Source organism: Sinomicrobium weinanense (genome assembly GCF_018863395.1).
GTDB lineage: Bacteria > Bacteroidota > Bacteroidia > Flavobacteriales > Flavobacteriaceae > Sinomicrobium > Sinomicrobium weinanense.
Map to the genome: position 1 here is coordinate 1104115 of NZ_JAHKRR010000001.1, position 16225 is coordinate 1120339.

At 46.2% G+C, this 16225-nt stretch carries 15 protein-coding genes; 7 read left to right on the forward strand and 8 right to left on the reverse strand.

Going from position 1 to position 16225, the window contains the following annotated elements; genetic code table 11:
• Positions 1-71: 71 nt before the first annotated feature.
• From moaA to KN811_RS04825, 7 genes are all read right to left on the reverse strand, one after another.
• Positions 72-1052 (reverse strand): GTP 3',8-cyclase MoaA, encoded by a 981-nt coding sequence (moaA, locus tag KN811_RS04795; RefSeq protein WP_187967677.1) that lies wholly within the window; start codon positions 1050-1052, stop codon positions 72-74.
• A 19-nt stretch (positions 1053-1071) separates the two neighbouring features.
• Positions 1072-1704, reverse strand: coding sequence for a nucleotidyltransferase family protein (locus KN811_RS04800; RefSeq protein WP_187967676.1), 633 nt, complete (start codon positions 1702-1704; stop codon positions 1072-1074).
• 20 nt (positions 1705-1724) lie between these two features.
• The gene (locus KN811_RS04805; protein WP_187967675.1) at positions 1725-3089 is read right to left on the reverse strand and encodes a TlpA family protein disulfide reductase; all 1365 of its coding nucleotides are present in this window, start codon (positions 3087-3089) and stop codon (positions 1725-1727) included.
• Positions 3082-4242 carry an XdhC family protein gene (locus KN811_RS04810; protein ID WP_187967674.1) on the reverse strand — a complete coding sequence of 387 codons (1161 nt, stop codon included), beginning with the start codon at positions 4240-4242 and terminating at the stop codon, positions 3082-3084. Before KN811_RS04810 ends, KN811_RS04805 begins: the two co-directional genes overlap by 8 nt.
• Before the next feature lie 29 nt (positions 4243-4271).
• Entirely contained in the window at positions 4272-5453 is a 1182-nt protein-coding gene (locus KN811_RS04815; protein WP_187967673.1) for a cysteine desulfurase family protein, read from the reverse strand.
• A 267-nt stretch (positions 5454-5720) separates the two neighbouring features.
• Positions 5721-7562, reverse strand: coding sequence for a monovalent cation:proton antiporter-2 (CPA2) family protein (locus KN811_RS04820; protein ID WP_216334683.1), 1842 nt, complete (start codon positions 7560-7562; stop codon positions 5721-5723).
• Positions 7563-7857: 295 nt separating this feature from the next.
• Entirely contained in the window at positions 7858-8544 is a 687-nt protein-coding gene (locus KN811_RS04825; RefSeq protein ID WP_187966351.1) for a helix-turn-helix domain-containing protein, read from the reverse strand.
• Between the two features lie 513 nt (positions 8545-9057).
• Here KN811_RS04825 and KN811_RS04830 point away from each other — a divergent pair.
• Genes KN811_RS04830 through hxpB form a run of 4 tightly spaced genes read left to right on the forward strand, consistent with a single transcriptional unit; the run spans position 9058 to position 11620 of the window.
• Entirely contained in the window at positions 9058-9906 is an 849-nt protein-coding gene (locus KN811_RS04830) for a methylated-DNA--[protein]-cysteine S-methyltransferase (protein ID WP_187966350.1), read from the forward strand.
• 11 nt (positions 9907-9917) lie between these two features.
• A complete protein-coding gene (locus KN811_RS04835; RefSeq protein ID WP_187966349.1) occupies positions 9918-10631 on the forward strand; it encodes a 2OG-Fe(II) oxygenase in 714 nt (237 codons plus the stop codon).
• A gap of 11 nt (positions 10632-10642) precedes the next feature.
• Positions 10643-10897: an Ada metal-binding domain-containing protein gene (locus tag KN811_RS04840; RefSeq protein WP_187966348.1), complete on the forward strand. Its 255-nt coding sequence runs from the start codon at positions 10643-10645 to the stop codon at positions 10895-10897.
• A 48-nt stretch (positions 10898-10945) separates the two neighbouring features.
• Positions 10946-11620: a hexitol phosphatase HxpB gene (hxpB, locus tag KN811_RS04845; protein WP_187966347.1), complete on the forward strand. Its 675-nt coding sequence runs from the start codon at positions 10946-10948 to the stop codon at positions 11618-11620.
• 3 nt (positions 11621-11623) lie between these two features.
• On the opposite strand, the gene KN811_RS04850 is transcribed toward hxpB, so the two are convergent.
• On the reverse strand, positions 11624-12115 hold the full coding sequence (locus KN811_RS04850) for a DUF1440 domain-containing protein (RefSeq protein WP_216334685.1): 492 nt from the start codon (positions 12113-12115) through the stop codon (positions 11624-11626).
• A 382-nt stretch (positions 12116-12497) separates the two neighbouring features.
• On the opposite strand from KN811_RS04850, the gene KN811_RS04855 reads away from it, so the two are divergent.
• Genes KN811_RS04855 through KN811_RS04865 form a run of 3 tightly spaced genes read left to right on the forward strand, consistent with a single transcriptional unit; the run spans position 12498 to position 16193 of the window.
• Entirely contained in the window at positions 12498-12875 is a 378-nt protein-coding gene (locus KN811_RS04855) for a hypothetical protein (RefSeq protein WP_187966345.1), read from the forward strand.
• Positions 12876-12929: 54 nt separating this feature from the next.
• A complete protein-coding gene (locus KN811_RS04860) occupies positions 12930-15290 on the forward strand; it encodes a TonB-dependent receptor (protein ID WP_187966344.1) in 2361 nt (786 codons plus the stop codon).
• Positions 15291-15323: 33 nt separating this feature from the next.
• Positions 15324-16193 carry a hypothetical protein gene (locus tag KN811_RS04865; RefSeq protein WP_187966343.1) on the forward strand — a complete coding sequence of 290 codons (870 nt, stop codon included), beginning with the start codon at positions 15324-15326 and terminating at the stop codon, positions 16191-16193.
• Positions 16194-16225 lie beyond the last annotated feature (32 nt).

Sequence of the window (16225 nt, forward strand, 5' to 3'; positions counted from 1 at the left end):
TGACTTACGACTTTTTAAAGGTTGGGGCGGAAAATTTTCCGCCCTTACGGGGGCTTTGCTTTTCGTGAGCGTTATCCTCCTATACTTATCATGCTGCGGTTCTCGATGTCTTTTCCGTCGAGTTTTTTAAAGTCTTTACCGAGTTGCCCTCCTAGGCCTCTGGCTTTTTGCAATATATTTTTTCTTATCAGGAGTTCGAGGTCTTCTCCCCTGCGCAATGCAGATAACAAGTCGGTTTCTCCTTTGGAAAAGAGACAGTTTTTCATCTTTCCGTCGGCAGTGAGCCGCATGCGGTTGCAACCACTACAGAAAGGGGCACTCATGGTGCTTATCACGGCAAAGGTTCCCTGATGTCCGGGGACCCTGTATTTCTTAGCAACATCGTGCGGGCTTTCTTTAAGGCGTTCCGGCTGATATTCCGTTTCTATGACCTCCAGCATTTCTTTCCAGGTAAAGACCTGGTTGCTGGTCCATTTATTCCCGCTGAAAGGCATAAATTCTATAAAACGTACGTGAACCGGTTTGTCTTTGGTCCACTTTATAAAATCCAGTATTTCATTATCATTCAGCCCCTTCATCACTACGGCATTTATCTTTACATGAAAACCGCTGTTTATGGCCAGGTTTATGTTGTCCAGCGCAGCCCTGAACTGTTTTCTGCGGGTCATCCACAGGAATTTTTCGGGTTTCAGGGTGTCGAGGCTGATATTCAGCGACCGTATCCCGGCCTCTTTCAGGATGTCTATATAGCGGTGTAATAAGGTGGCATTGGTAGTCATGGTCAGGGTTATGGGAAACTTTGAAAGCCGTTTCACTATGTCCCCCACATCTTTCCGGGCCAGGGGTTCTCCCCCGGTGAGCCTTATTTTGTCTACTCCCAGGCGGACAAAGGTTTCGGCTATGGTCTCTATTTCATCGACCTGCATCAGCCGGGCTTCGGGTGTAAAGTCATAATCCTCATCGGGCATGCAATAGAAGCACCTCAGGTTACACACATCAGTGAGGGATATCCGGAGATAATTGTGGGTTCTATTGTAGGTGTCTTTTATCATGTTGTCCTTTCTGCTGTTTTTATCGTCCGGAGGAGTTGCCTGTGGTCAGGTTCCTGTAATCCTCAAGGGTGTCTATGTCTATATGTCCTTTCGGAAATTCGACTGTTGCCGTTCCTTTCCCGTATTTTTTTATAATGCTCCTAGCTCCACGGTCTCCTTTAAGGTTTATCAATTCCGGAAAAACACTTTTGTGGAACACGGCCGGAACCGCTTCGATGCCCTTATAGGTACTTGCAACTATACGGCATCCTGTGGCTATCTGTTTTCCTATTAACCTTATTAAAAGTTCCGAATTTACAAAAGGCTGATCACATAACATAATCAATATCCCTTCTGTCATATTTTCCCTGCTTTTTGTGAGGTCATGTACTCCCAGGCGTATTCCTGAGGCCATTCCTTCTTCGTGATCCTGGTTTTGCAGGAATCTTATCTTATCTTCTTTTATAACTTCTCTTATTTTCCCGGCATGGGCTCCCAGGATCATTACAATGTTTTCTATACCTGTCCCGAGGGCTTCATCTACCGCGTGTTGCAACAGGGTTTTTCCGTTGTATTCCAGTAACTGTTTGGGCTGCCCCATACGGCTGGAACTCCCGGCGGCTAATATGACAATGCCGAAAGCTCCTGCTTTTATTTTATCGGAAACAACCATTCTACAACCTGTGTTTTTTGTCAGTTTTGCGCTATCAACCCATCTATCATATTCATGACCCCGGCAGGTTTTTCTATATCCGAGTCTACAATCCTTCCTTTTTTGTCTATAAGTATATATTTAGGTATACTTTGTATGTTATAATATTTTCCAAAATCTCCATTCATCCCATCCCTGACCAATAATTCCATTCCGGATTTACTTTGTTTTTCCATAAGAAACCCCTCCCACTTTTCCTTCGATGCATCTACGGAAACCATCAATATACTGACTTCCCTATTATCTCTATATTTTTCAGCCATGGAAACGACATGTGGCCTTTGGTTTATACAAGGTCCGCACCAGGTAGCCCAGACATCTATAAATACGATCTTTCCTTTTAGGTCCGACAATCTTATTTTTTCACCATTTAAGTTTTCTCCTTCAAAATCATAGCCCATCCTTCCCTTTTGTGAGGAAACATATGAGATTGATGCACTTTTTAGTTTGTCGTAAAACCTATTGGCCTGTTCCTTTTCCAATATCCGCTCCAAAACTGCTACGTTCAACTTATTACTATGATTCTTCCATTGCTTCGGGGCCTTTATCAGGCTCGTTACATAGGCAGCCCTATATCGGTCTGATAAATCCCGGTTCTCTGTTTTCTGTTCGATAAAATCCAAGAATGCATCTATGTTTTCCAAAGAATCTCTTTCCTGAAAATATTCTCGTTCCAGTTTGTGTATGGCTAATGAAGGATGCTCCATGAACATTATATCATTGTGATCAATTTGTTCTGAATAGTCAAAATAGCTATCCGTCAATTCAATATTATTAAAGCTCCGCCCAAGTAAAAAAAGGAAATTATATATTCTTATCGCATTTTGCATTTTCAGGATACCTATTTCTGTCTCCGTCAATTCATCGGAATAAATATTTACAATGCTGTCTCTTTGCTTCCGGAAACCTTCCAGAACTTCAACAGCTGTATGCATATCCGAACCATCACCGAAAAAAACATCCAGGTTTTTGTTGAGAAAAGGGAGCGTACTGTCATATATATAATTTAGAAGGGAATCACTCAAACTTTGTGTTTGTATGGTTGAATCCTTGCGAACCACAACATCAAGTTCCCTGCCGGGAGCAAGTATTGTGAAATACTTTTTTTCCCCGTCTTTTGTATGCAAACTGGCTATAATAGGGCGTTTTACGGGATATGTTTTCCTTTCTTCCTTATTGTCCAAAGAAATCCTTGCCAGGTATTTTTCATTTTCATCCTGTATTTTGGAAATATAAATACTATCTATACCTGTATTTCCCTTAATTGAATTTACAACAAATGTATCCGGTCTTTTACAGGAAAAGAACATTATTGTTAAAGTAATAAAAATGAGATTCTTATACATTTATTTTGTTTTTATCCGTTGCATAGGTCTTTTTACCTTCTTCGTGAATACGCCCGTCATGGTCCCGGAGAGATCTGCCTTCCCTGCCGGTAAAGACCGCTTTGATCTCCGAAACTATTGAAAGAGCGATCTCCTCGGGTGTTTCCGCACCTATATCGAGCCCTGCGGGGCTAAAGATATTTTCAGGGGCCTCCGGAACGTCAAGGCCTTCTTCCCTTAATTCCCCAAACATGCGTTCCCGTTTTTTTCGCGGGCCCAGCATGCCGATATATTTTACCTTTCGCCTGAGCAGTTGCTTTATCAGGGTCTTGTCGTAATTATAGTTATGTGTCATCAATAACACGGCGGTCCGGTGGTCTGTTTCCACCTTGTCCAGTGCATTTTCCGGTTCTCCTAGGATAATATTGCAGGAGGAAAAACGCTGTTTATTGGCATAACTGGGCCTGCCGTCGATCAGGGTGGTTTCCCAGCCCAGTATACCAGCCATATCAACGACCGGGAATATATCGTTACCGGCCCCGGCGATAATGAGTTTTATTTCGGGGGGTACATACTCGATAAATGCATATAATTCACTGTTTTCCGACCTGTACTGCCTGAAAGCGGATTCCTGTTTTTGCAGGACCGTTTGCCCTTCTTTTACAAGGGCTCCATGGAGCGATAAGGGGTCTTCTTCCTTAGTCCAGCCCCCTTCCTCTTTTAATAATATTCCTGTTCCCTGGGCCCGGTCTCTCCTGTTCTCCAGGGAATAAAGTGTGATGAGCACGGACGGAGACCTGTCTTCTGCCAGTTTCCGGAGCAGCTCCACCGGGTTCTGCCGAACCGTGGCCAGGACGGGCTCTATGAGTACTTGTATTATACCGTTACATCCCAGCCCCACACCGATAAAGGCATCGTCTTCGTCGGAAGTATCATAGGTCACCAACATGGGATGGTCCTGCATAATGACCAGCAGGGACTTGCGCAGGGCATCTCCTTCCAGGCAACCACCGCTTATGGCCCCGGTGAGTTCCCCGTTTTCTGTGATAAGCATCCGTGCTCCGGGACGGCGATAGGAAGAGCCTTCCACATGTACAACGGTAGCCAGGGCAGTCCTTTTACCTTCTGCTCTTGCCTGGTCATAGGCCTTGATTATCTGTTTTATTTCCTTCACTGGGGTTAGATGTTAGATTTTAGATATGGTTATGATGAGGAACTTAGAGTGTTTATTATATGTTTTTTTCTTTGTGTTGTTACCGTGTCACCGATCACTTGTGCGGCAAAACGGACCTCTTCTTCGGTGGTGAACCTGCCGAGGCTGATACGCAGGGAGTTCCGGGCGTCTTCATCGGAAATACCCATAGCGCGGAGCACATGCGAAGGAGCGTGCACATTTCCTGAACAGGCACTGCCACGGCTTACGGCTATGTCTTTGGCCAGTGACAGTACAAGGCTCTCCCCTTCCACACCTTCAAAAGAAATATTGGTCACATGAGGGAGCCTGTTTTTCCGATTGCCATTTACCGAAGTCCCGGGCATGGCCAGTAATTCATTTTCCATGGTATTTCTCAGGTATTCCAGGCGTTTTGCCTCATTTTCCATTTTTTCCCTGCATACAGAGGCCGCTTTTCCAAATCCTGCGATCCCCGGAACATTGAGGGTTCCACTGCGGTAGCCGTTTTCGTGTTTCCCTCCGTGTATCAGCGGGGCCACTTCCGGTTTGATACTTTTATTTACATACAAGGCCCCTACACCCTTGGGGCCATACATTTTGTGGGAGGAAAAGACCAGCAGGTCCACACCATCCCCTACTGCATTTACAGGGATCTTCCCTACGGCCTGGGAGGCATCACACAGAAAAAGGAGTTGGTGTTTTTTAGCAATCTCCCCTATCTGCTTCACGGGATGGACAAGGCCTGTTTCGTTATTGGCATACATCAGGGCAATACCAATGGTTTCCGGTCCTATATTTTCCTCGAGTTCCTCCAGATCAATATTTCCTCCGGCATCTACCCCCATATATGTGACCCTGTACCCTTTTTTTTCGAGGTAACGGCACGTATCCAGAACGGCTTCGTGTTCGGTTTGGGAGGTTATGATATGGTTTCCGGAAAAGTTGCCTGATGCCATTACACCTTTCAATGCAAGGTTTATAGCTTCTGTGGCCCCGGAAGTGAATATCATATCTTTGGAGCGTGCTCCTATTAACCGGGCCACTTCTTCCCGGGCGTGCTCCACGGTTTCGGATGCTTCCCATCCGTAGCTGTGGTCCCTGCTCGCTGCATTGCCGAAACCTTGTGTAAAACAGGGTATCATAACGTCAACCACCCCGGGATCGCAGGGCGTTGTGGCATTGTAATCGAGATATACCGGTTTTTGGTGCATTTTTTCGGGGATTTTTATAATTAAACCTTGTTTTCCGGTACACGGTCGGAGTTTACAGATTGATAGACGATTCAATCTCATTCAATCTCCTATCAATCTTTTCTATTCAAAACCAATACTTCAAACTATCTTGTTGTGCACTCTGCCTTTTTAGGTAACTCTAATATATGGCTTATTTTCGGCCCGGTCAACTCCGGCTGACATTCAAGATGAAAATCATGGGATATTTATACTTTATTTAACAGTCCGATATGTAATTTTTTCTTCTTATCCGTGTTCCTCTTCTGCTGTGGCTTCTTCCAGGAATTCTTCCCTGTCGGCTTTCATCAGCATGTCGAGCTCCTGCATTTTTTCTCTTACGGCTACAATATACTCTTCACTGTTTCGAATACTGGAAAGGTATTTGAGTGTCTTTTCATCGTGTATAAAAAAGGTTTTGGCTGCCCGGACAGCTTCGTGTCTTTTGTGCCCGAGGATCTTAAGGGCGTCGACCCCCAACCGGAGGCTGGTATCCAATGTTTCCCTGTATATATGCATCATTCCGGCATTCATTTGGTCATAGGCTTCGTTCCTGTTCCTGGCACGGACCAGCATATGGAGATGGGGAAAGTGTTTTTTGACGGTCTCGATTAAGAGCATCCGTTTTTCTTCATCTCCGATGGCCACCACAAGGATTTCGGCCTTGTTGGCCCCCGCTATTTCGAGCAGATCGTGCCTGGTGGCATCGCCAAAATAGACTTTCAATCCTACTTTTCGGAGAAAATCTACATTATCGCTGTCGTTATCCAATACGGTAACGGGGACATTGTGTGTTTGAAGAAACCGTCCTACGGTATTGCCGAAATGGCCATAACCGGCTATGATAACGGGATTTTCCTCTTCCTGTACATCGTTATAGTTACTGTCCTTGCCATCAGTACTGACAGCACAGAGCCCGGGCAGGATAAGTTTCTCGTTGAGCATCAAAATAAGCGGGGTGAAGGCCATGGATATGGCTACAACAGCTGTCATTACGGCATTTACTTCGTTAGAAATGATCCCTTCGGTGAAGCTAAAACCCAGTAGTACAAAAGCAAACTCCCCGATCTGGGCAAGGCTAAGGCTAAAAATGGTATTTTGTGCATTCCGGAGGTGAAATATTTTTCCGAGAACAAAGAGGACCAGTGCTTTTAACAATATAACCCCAAACACCAGGCCTGCCATACGCCCTGGTTGCTCCATAATGAGGCCGAAATCTATGGTGGAACCCACAGTCATAAAGAACAGCCCGAGCAGCAATCCTTTAAACGGGTCAATGGCGCTTTCGAGTTCGTGGCGATATTCACTGTTGGCCAGCAGTACCCCACCCAGAAATGCCCCTAAAGCGGGGCTGAGCCCAACTACATTCATTAAAATGGCGATCCCCACTACGAGAAGCAGTGCCATGGCAGTAAACATTTCCCGCAAACGTGTTCGGGCTATGATACGGAACACGGGGTACAAAAGATATTTACCTGCAATGATAATAATGGCTACGGCCCCGATAACAGCAAGTGTCTGCCCCCATCCGGGCAGGTGCCCCAGAAGTGTTGTTTCTTCTGCAGTTCTCCCGTTGCCGGATAAAAGCGGGAGTATGGCCAGGATGGGAATAATGGCGATGTCCTGAAAGAGCAATACGGCAAAAGCACTTCTGCCCGCCATGGTCTTGCTCCAGCCTTTTTCATCGAGTATCTGCAATACGATGGCCGTTGAAGACATGGAGATGATCATTCCCAGTGTCAGGGCCACCTGCCATGAATATCCAAGGGATTGTGCAATGCCAAAAACAAGCAGGGCCGTAGTTATAAGCTGGGCACCGCCGAGCCCCATGATCCGGCGCCGCAGGCGCCATAACCGTAAAGGCTCCAGTTCAAGGCCTATAACAAAGAGCATCATCACCACTCCAAATTCAGCAAAATGCATAACGTCCTGGCTTTCGCTGCCCACAAGCTTCAGGAAAGACGGTCCAATGAGCATTCCGGCCAGCAGGTACCCCAATACGGAACCGAGTTTTAAGTATCGGGCTATCGGAACCATAATAACAGCACCGGCCAGGTAAATGAAAGTGTGGATAAAAAAAGTTTCGTGCATTGCTTTTTACGACTAAAAAATAAGGAGTTCGGTCTCTTTTTTTTACCCGGAGACAGCCTCCGGAAATAAAATACCAATTTACAAATAAAAAGGGACTGTCTCAAAAGTCAGGAAAACCGTCATGCTGAATTTGTTTCAGCATCCCATCACGCTGATCGGACGATCGTTGTGAGAACCTGAAACGAGTTCAGGTTGACGGAAATGTTACTTTTGAGACAGTCCCTTTTTGCAAACCATAGCTGTTCACCGGTTAAATTCAACAACTATTACTTTATTTTGTGCTGAGGGATCTGTTTTAATCTACAAGATCGTGAAAAATCACATTGTGCACTTTCCATATTTCTACAATGTTCTTAGCGATCATTTTTATCTTTCCCGGAAGGATCTTGTTGTCGCCGGGGATCACGTAGATAATATCGTCTGTGCCCCTGTCCCGTTCTACGCGGCCTGTAAAAATCCCCTGTACCTTGTTGACAAATACATACATACCGCCCTCAACGACAGCATCGAGCCCCTGTACCCTGTTTCCCACCACATACGATACGCCCGTAAAAGTGGAAAAAGTGGAAAAATCCGTTACCTGGAAGGCCCTGGCACCTTCTCCGTAAGCAAAAGGAAACTGGTACCTGGGTAAATTGTTTATGAATCCCTGATCTTCCCTTTGCGATACATACTGGTATTGCAATTCAACAGGTACAACTATAATGCTGTTTTGCTCGTGAATATGATGGGAAAACAATTTATTGAAATCAACGTTGTGTAACTTGCCAATTGTGATCAGTCTGTAATAGTCCAGAGTGTTTCGTTTTTTCCAGGTAGATATGGTATTGGGTTTTACGCCCAGGAAATCTGCCAGTTCCAGGTTGGTCTTAAAACCGAAATAGTCTTTAAGGTTTTGCAAGATGTCTTCAGCGGAAAATGTTTCTTTTACAAAGGTCTTTTTATGTTCCTGCTCATATCCGGTCTTTTTCCTTTTTTCCATGTGATTCCAGTTTACACATATCGCCTATTCGCGAAATGTCTTCTTCCTACTTACACTATAAAACGTCACACCTCCGCTAGTTTAGTATATTTCCCCGTTATTTTATTACATTTTAACAAGAATAAATTCGTTTCTCCTGTTTGGCCCGGGTTCTTCTGCAATATATAATACACTGTCGAAACAGTGATTGACTGGCCCGGGTTTACTAAATATTTTACCGGTTATACGACCGGGGAAGATCCCTCTGTTGTTTACAATGTTTTAGCTCTTTTTTGGTAATAATATCCACTTAAATGCTTTCGGGAGAAAAATAAATATCCTGTTTTGCGCTTATCTTGTCATAAAAATTGTGCTTTTTTCTTCTTTTTAAGATGAAGTGTATTACATTTCTGTCTAAATTACCATTCTACGGCAGGATATTTCCTGCTTAACGGTACAAAGAGCTATATAGCAAAATCCGGGTTTTCCAATAATGTTTCCGCTCTTAGCTTTGCAGTATAAAATTGAAATACCATGGAAGAACAACAGCAAATCAATTACGACCGTATTGCGGAAGCCATAAGCTACATCCGCCGTAATTTCAAGGAGCAGCCCGGTCTGGAAAAAGTGGCCGAACAGGTACACCTGAGCCCGTTTCACTTTCAGCGGCTGTTCCGGGAATGGGCCGGGGTAAGCCCGAAGAAATTCCTGCAATACATCAGTGTGGAACACGCCAAACAGATCTTAAAGGACAAAGACACCACCCTGTTTGATGCAGCCTACGAAACCGGGCTTTCCGGGACCGGAAGGCTTCACGACCTTTTTATTAACATCGAGGGTATGACCCCGGGCGAGTATAAAAACGGCGGAGCAAACCTCACGATCAATTACAGCTTTGCCCAAAGTCCTTTTGGGGATATCCTGGTGGCCTCCACACCAAAAGGCATCTGCCATATGGCTTTTGCCGACCATGAAGAAGAGGCCTTTTCGGCATTGACACGGCAATTTCCCAATGCAAAATTCAAGCAGAAAACCGACCTCATGCAACAAAATGCCCTGTATGTCTTTACCCGCCAATGGGACGAGATAGACGAGGTAAAACTGCACCTGAAAGGGACAGAATTCCAGCTCAAAGTCTGGGAAACCCTGTTGCGGATACCCATGGGGCAATTATCGGCTTACGGGGATATTGCAAGAGAAATACAAAACGAAAAGGCATCCAGGGCCGTGGGTACTGCCATAGGCAATAATCCTGTTGCATTTCTCATTCCCTGCCACCGGGTTATCCAATCGAACGGAACCACGGGTGGCTATCGATGGGGTGCCGACCGGAAATCGGCTATTATAGGCTGGGAAGCGGCCAGGACAGATATCGTAATATAAGAAAGAATACCATGACAGATATAGTTGAAAAAGTAGCGCAATGCAACTGGGACCTCATTACCAGGGACCTGCACGAAAAAGGGTATGCGGTGATCCCCGGATGGCTCACGGTAAAACAGTGTGAGGAACTGATCCTGGAATATGACGGCTCTACCGCATATCGCAAGACCGTAAATATGAAACGCCACCGCTTCGGGTTCGGGGAATACAAATACTACGACTATCCCCTGCCGGATATCGTACAGGCCATCCGCCAAAGCGTATATCCCCGCCTTGCCCCCATAGCCAACCTGTGGATGAAAGTATTGAAAACAGGCACCGTATTCCCCGCCACGCACAAAGAGCTGTTAAGCCTCTGCCACGGCAACGCCCAGGAAAAACCCACGGCACTGATACTCAAATACGGCAAAGGAGGATATAACACCCTGCACCGGGACCTCTATGGCGATGTCTTTTTTCCCATGCAGGCCGCACTCTTCCTGAATGAACCGGGAGAAGAATATGAGGGCGGGGAATTTGTGCTTACCGAACAGGTTCCGAGGGCACAATCGAAGGCCATCGTATTGCGTCCCCAAAAGGGGGACATGCTTATCTTCACCACAAATTTCCGTCCCGAAAAAGGCAGCAGGGGGTATTACCGGGTACATATGAAGCACGGGGTGAGCGAAGTCACATGGGGAGAAAGACATACCCTGGGCATCATTTTCCACGATGCACTGAATTGAGAAAGCGTAGCATGACACCACATCAAAACATTTCCGACAGCCGTCTCAAAGCTGAAATACGGAATGGGAACATATGCCTTGGAGGGAACCACAAGTTAAAAATATACGGAAAGCTCCGTTGCTCTTCCGGAAAGCGTATGAAAAGGGAAAACAGGGTATTCTTTTCTTCTGAGGAAGAAGCCCGGAGCAACGGCTACCGTCCGTGCGGGCACTGTATGCCGGAAGCGTACAGAACCTGGAAATACGGCATATCACAGAAAAGATAGATCACGGAATAAAGGGTATATTTGTACGGATCAAAAAAACGGTTTGCCATGCCCGAAAAGTCATATGCCGTAATTTTCGATATGGACGGTGTACTCATAGATTCTGAGCCTGCCTGGAAAAAGGCTGAAAAGGAAGTTTTTACTGCCGTAGGTGTAAATGTGCTACCCGAACTATCGGAAACCACGGCTTCCATGACCACCACCCAGGTCACCAGGTTCTGGTATGACCGCCAGCCCTGGAACGGCAAAAGCCTTTTGCAGGTGGAGCACGAGGTTATTGACCGGGTAGGCCACTTTATCATCCGGGAGGGAAAGCCCATACCGGGTATCAGGGAAGTCCTGGAACTTTTCCGGAAAAAGGGATTTAAGATAGGCCTGTCCACAAATTCCCCCGCCAGGCTCATCCCCCTGGTACTGGAAAAAACGGAAATTACAGATTATTTTCACGCCGTGTCTTCTTCCGAGCACGAAAAGGAAGGCAAGCCCCATCCTTCCGTATACCTGTCCACGGCCAAAAAACTCGGAATCCCGTCTGCCAACTGTATTGTTTTTGAAGATTCCGTACACGGTGTCATGGCTGCAAAAAATGCGGGGATGAAGACCGTAGCCATACCTTCCGAAGCTGATTACCCGCGCAAAGGATTTGACCTTGCCGATCTCAAACTACAAAAACTGGCCGATTTTAATCAGGAGTACCTGGACCTTCTTCTGAACGGTAACTGACCCCTACTTTTTTCCTGTACGCGAATAAAAACGGTGCGCCAGGAACGACAGGGGCAGCCCGACGGCCACGATCAGGATGCTTATGGCCAGGACCAGGGAGAGCAGCCGCACCGGTCCGCGGGGCACTTCAGAAAGCGGGACCACCACAAAATTCATTATACACCCTATAAAAATACCATAGAAGACCCCGGTCATGATCCTGTTATAGCGCAATAGATCCAGTTTCCGGTATACCAGAAAAAACAGGATCGTCCAGCACATCGCTATAAAATAATGGAAAACCAGCCCGTAAAATGCAAACAGCACGCCCCCGGAAAAAGCAGCCGTTCCGAATATACCGCTGGCCACATACTGCAACAGCTTAAGCGGGCCTGTCCCCCCGATCCCCGCCTGGATGATCGCCGCTGTGATATCCAGTGTCCCTGCCAGAAGCCCGGAAAGCAAAATGGCTTTTAATGAAGGGTTTCTATATGCTTTCAAGTCATTATTTCCCATTACTGGTGATGCGTGAATTTTTAAAACAAAAACATAAGTTACTGAATATAAATTAATTAAAAATTATTTTTGTTTTACATTTGATCTTGGTTTGGGCGGGTCAAACTCCCCGTCCCGCAAGCGGGACACCCTTCTTCATCTGAAGAGGGGTGCTTTTGAAATTTGCTAAAACACAGGTTTATTTCCAATAACAAAAATTAACACATCACCAATAATTTTCCATAAAGAGTTCATTACAAATTTTTTAGACCCGTGTTATAAAGGTACTTATTTTTCTGTTGCGTTAAATATCCGTTTCTGTTTGGCCATTTTGTCTTTATTACCTTTATTTGCAACATCGTTTCATTTACGACATTGTTTCACCAATAACCAGATCCAGACTTTGAAAAGATCGTCCGGGCATATCGCATTTTTCTTCCTGATACTCTTCTGTATCTCGCAACTGGCTTATCCGCTGCATATTTTGAATGGGAGCCATAGCCAGGAGACGGAAGCGCATGTTATTGCAACAAAAATTGCTGCTTCCGGGGATCATTCTCCCACACATTACGAACAGGAAACCCTGGCGCACAACTATTGCGATTGTCTTATCTGTATGCAAAGCCGTACGGTACCGGCATTCGGGCAACACCTCCCGTTATATCCCCCGGTTCTTATTCCGGCCCCTACAACACGTAAATATACCATAATACCCAAGTCTTTCCTCTCCATACACTTCACAGGCGATAATCCCCTGCGCGCTCCTCCTGCCGCCGCTTAAGCACACAGCAGCCAAAAAACAAATACATTTTTCAACTGGTCAATACATTGCACTATGTGGCAAAATTGCATCGGAACACTCCTCGGTGTGTTCCTGTGTTCCGTTTCATATACCCAGGAACTATATGATATCAGGGGAAAGGTTACGGACAAGACTTCCGGAACTCCCCTGTCCGGAGCATATATTACCGTAGGAAAACATACGGGCATTACAGACATCAATGGTATTTTTCAGGTACGGGACATTCCCGAGGGCCATTATAAAGTAAAGGCCACCTTTCTCGGCTATGCCGATACTGTTCTGGCCATAGCCATCCCCGCAGACACAACGTTGGAGATTACCATGTACGAAGGCGCTACCGCACTGAACGAAGTAGTGGTCAACGGCATAAAACACAGGAATTACAATGAAGTTGCCTCGCTTCCCTCCTATACGGTCTCGGAAGACTTTATGAACGAAAACAGGGAGAACAGCCTTATGCAAACCCTGAAAAAACTTCCGGGCGTAAGCACTATCAATATAGGGTCCGGGCAATCGAAACCGGTGATCAGGGGTTTGGGTTTTAACAGGGTCGCCGTAATTCAAAACGGGGTAAAACACGAAGCCCAGCAATGGGGCAGCGACCATGCACTGGAGATAGACCAATACGGTATTGAAACCATAGAGATCGTCAAAGGGCCTGCCTCTTTGCTATATGGTTCCGACGCCATTGCCGGAGTGGTCAATATACAACCTCCCGGGATACCGGAGAAAAACTCCCTGAGCGGGGAAGTAAACCTCCTGGCCGAGAGCAACAATGACCTCTACGGGATATCGGCCGGTATCCGGGCCAGGAAAGACAAATGGTTTTACAGGGGGCGGCTTACCTTCAGGGATTATGCCGACTATAAAGTGCCCACAGATCAGATCAACTACGAAAATTATATTTTCGACCTGCACAAAAGCCGGTTGAGGAATACTGCGGGTAATGAGATCAACGGCAGTTTTAGCCTGGGTTATGTTTCCGATCGGATAAGATCTGAGACCTTTTTCAGCAATGTATACGCCAGGAACGGTTTTTTCGCCAATGCACACGGATTGGAGGTCCGGACCTCAGAGATCGATTACGACAGATCCGCCAGGGATATCGACTATCCGTACCACGAAGTCAACCACTTCAAGATCACCAACAATACCGTAGTGTTCAGTGGAGACCATACGTTCCGTTTTGAGCTTGGGTTTCAAAACAACCACAGGGAAGAACACTCAGAACCTGTTCCCCACGGCTATATGCCCAAACCGGACAACGGAAAGGAACGGGTGTTCAAAAAGAATACCTATACTTTAAATGCAAGAGACACTTTTAAAGCCGGTGATAAACACACCCTTACAGCGGGAGTTAACCTTGAGCTTCAGGACAATACCATTGGCGGATGGGGCTTTTTAATTCCCGGATACCAACGATTTACAGCCGGAATATTTGCCTATGACCAGTTTGAGATCCGCAATGACCTGCACCTTCAGGCCGGGCTGCGCTACGACTACGGGGTGATGGACACCGAGCCATATTACGACTGGTTCCCTTCTCCCCTAAGCAACAGTGACGGCACCACTTCTTATGTTCATTTGCAAAGGGCACAGGACAAAACCCGGAACTTTGGCAACGTTAGTGCTTCCCTGGGTTTAAATTATACGAAGGGCAATACCACCTACAAAATAAACCTCGGCAAGAGCTTTAGAATGCCGCTGGCCAACGAGCTGGCTTCCGACGGGGTTAATTATCACATGTACAGGTTCGAAAAAGGAGATCCTGACCTGGACCCCGAGCAATCCTATCAAATTGATCTTGCTCTCGAACACAGCAGCGGGGCTTTTGATTTCGGGATCAGTCCGTTTGTCAATTTTTTTCACAATTATATTTACTTAAACCCCACTCCCGATTATTACGAATCCCTTCAGATCTACGAATATACCCAAAGCAAGGTATTCCGGATCGGGGGAGAGATCAGGGCCGGGATAACCCTTTTTGGAAAACTACGGCTCGATGCATCCGGGGAATATGTCTATTCCGAGCAAACAAGCGGTGTTAAAAAAGGCTATACCCTGCCATTCTCACCGCCATTGTCCGGTCTGTTCTCTGCCGAATATAAATTGAAGGACTTTCTTTTCTTCAAAAGCCCGCTGGTATTTACCAGTTACAGGATAACAGCCGAACAAAACGAGATCGTACCCCCGGAGCGACGCACTGCCGGGTTCCGGGTGATGGATTTTTCTTTTCTGACCGAAATAGACCTTTTCAGGACTCCCGTAGAAATGCGGTTAAAGGTCAACAACCTGTTCGACTCCAAATACTTTGATCACACCAGTTTTTACAGACTTATAGAAGTGCCGGAAGCCGGCAGGAACTTTTCTGTTTCACTTGCAGTACCATTTTAAATTAAAACCATAAACAATTAAAAATCAAATCACATGAAATCAAAATTCAGTTTTTTACACCTTTCATTTTTTATGACCCTGTTCGTACTGCTGACCTCATGCAGCAACGATGACGACAACATCAGCGACTCCGGCGACGACATCAATGCCGACCGTTTCACGGGATTAGAGATCGGAAATTCCAGTTTTGAGATCCCCCAGGCAACCACGGACCTGCATGTAGAATTCGACTATGAGGGCGAAAGCCAGGTGGAAAGCATCCGCTTTGAGATCTCCCCGGTCGATGTGGAAAGCCCGGGCAAGGGGGAAGTGGCCTGGGATGTCCCGGACTACGAAGTCCCTTCTAGTTATTACGAAGGACAGATCAATCCGCATATCCACCATCACGTATATTTTGACCCCGAAAACGGGAAATTCCCCAAAGTGCGCCCGGCCGTTGGAACATACAGGTTCAAGGCTATCGTAACGGAGAGCAACGGTACGGAAAGCTCCATTGCCAGGGAATTTAATGTGGTCAAAAAATTTGAGGATATCGAAATTGGTCACGAAGGAAAGGTGGAGGAAGGCAGTGACGACCTTCACACCGAATTCGGATATAACGCCGGCGACAACGTGGTAGAAGACATTCGTTTGGAGATCTGGTTCGTGGAATGGCGGGAAGGCCAAAATGTAGCGCCCGGTGAATGGGACAAAGTAGATCACATACTACCGGAAAACATGTATAAAGGGCAAAAAAATCCTTTTATCCACTACCACCTTCCCATTGAACCGGAATATCCACAAGGAGATTACTGGCTCAACATCTACGTAACGGAAAGCGGCGAAAACGAGGCCATAAAACTGTCCCTGCCCTTCCAGGTCGTGGAAAAAGGGAGCCTGGACGGGGACGGGCATGATCATTAAAATACGCTAAACTGTCATTTCGGCGGGGCCGG

What these genes read in the sequence shown, in the direction of transcription:
- KN811_RS04850 (WP_216334685.1), bottom strand. Translation starts at nt 12,115, where the DNA reads ATGGGAAATAATGACTTGAAAGCATATAGAAACCCTTCATTAAAAGCC.
- KN811_RS04830 (WP_187966350.1), top strand. Translation starts at nt 9,058, where the DNA reads ATGGAAGAACAACAGCAAATCAATTACGACCGTATTGCGGAAGCCATA.
- KN811_RS04820 (WP_216334683.1), bottom strand. Translation starts at nt 7,562, where the DNA reads ATGCACGAAACTTTTTTTATCCACACTTTCATTTACCTGGCCGGTGCT.
- moaA (WP_187967677.1), bottom strand. Translation starts at nt 1,052, where the DNA reads ATGATAAAAGACACCTACAATAGAACCCACAATTATCTCCGGATATCC.
- KN811_RS04825 (WP_187966351.1), bottom strand. Translation starts at nt 8,544, where the DNA reads ATGGAAAAAAGGAAAAAGACCGGATATGAGCAGGAACATAAAAAGACC.
- KN811_RS04805 (WP_187967675.1), bottom strand. Translation starts at nt 3,089, where the DNA reads ATGTATAAGAATCTCATTTTTATTACTTTAACAATAATGTTCTTTTCC.
- KN811_RS04800 (WP_187967676.1), bottom strand. Translation starts at nt 1,704, where the DNA reads ATGGTTGTTTCCGATAAAATAAAAGCAGGAGCTTTCGGCATTGTCATA.
- KN811_RS04815 (WP_187967673.1), bottom strand. Translation starts at nt 5,453, where the DNA reads ATGCACCAAAAACCGGTATATCTCGATTACAATGCCACAACGCCCTGC.
- KN811_RS04835 (WP_187966349.1), top strand. Translation starts at nt 9,918, where the DNA reads ATGACAGATATAGTTGAAAAAGTAGCGCAATGCAACTGGGACCTCATT.
- KN811_RS04860 (WP_187966344.1), top strand. Translation starts at nt 12,930, where the DNA reads ATGTGGCAAAATTGCATCGGAACACTCCTCGGTGTGTTCCTGTGTTCC.
- hxpB (WP_187966347.1), top strand. Translation starts at nt 10,946, where the DNA reads ATGCCCGAAAAGTCATATGCCGTAATTTTCGATATGGACGGTGTACTC.
- KN811_RS04840 (WP_187966348.1), top strand. Translation starts at nt 10,643, where the DNA reads ATGACACCACATCAAAACATTTCCGACAGCCGTCTCAAAGCTGAAATA.
- KN811_RS04865 (WP_187966343.1), top strand. Translation starts at nt 15,324, where the DNA reads ATGAAATCAAAATTCAGTTTTTTACACCTTTCATTTTTTATGACCCTG.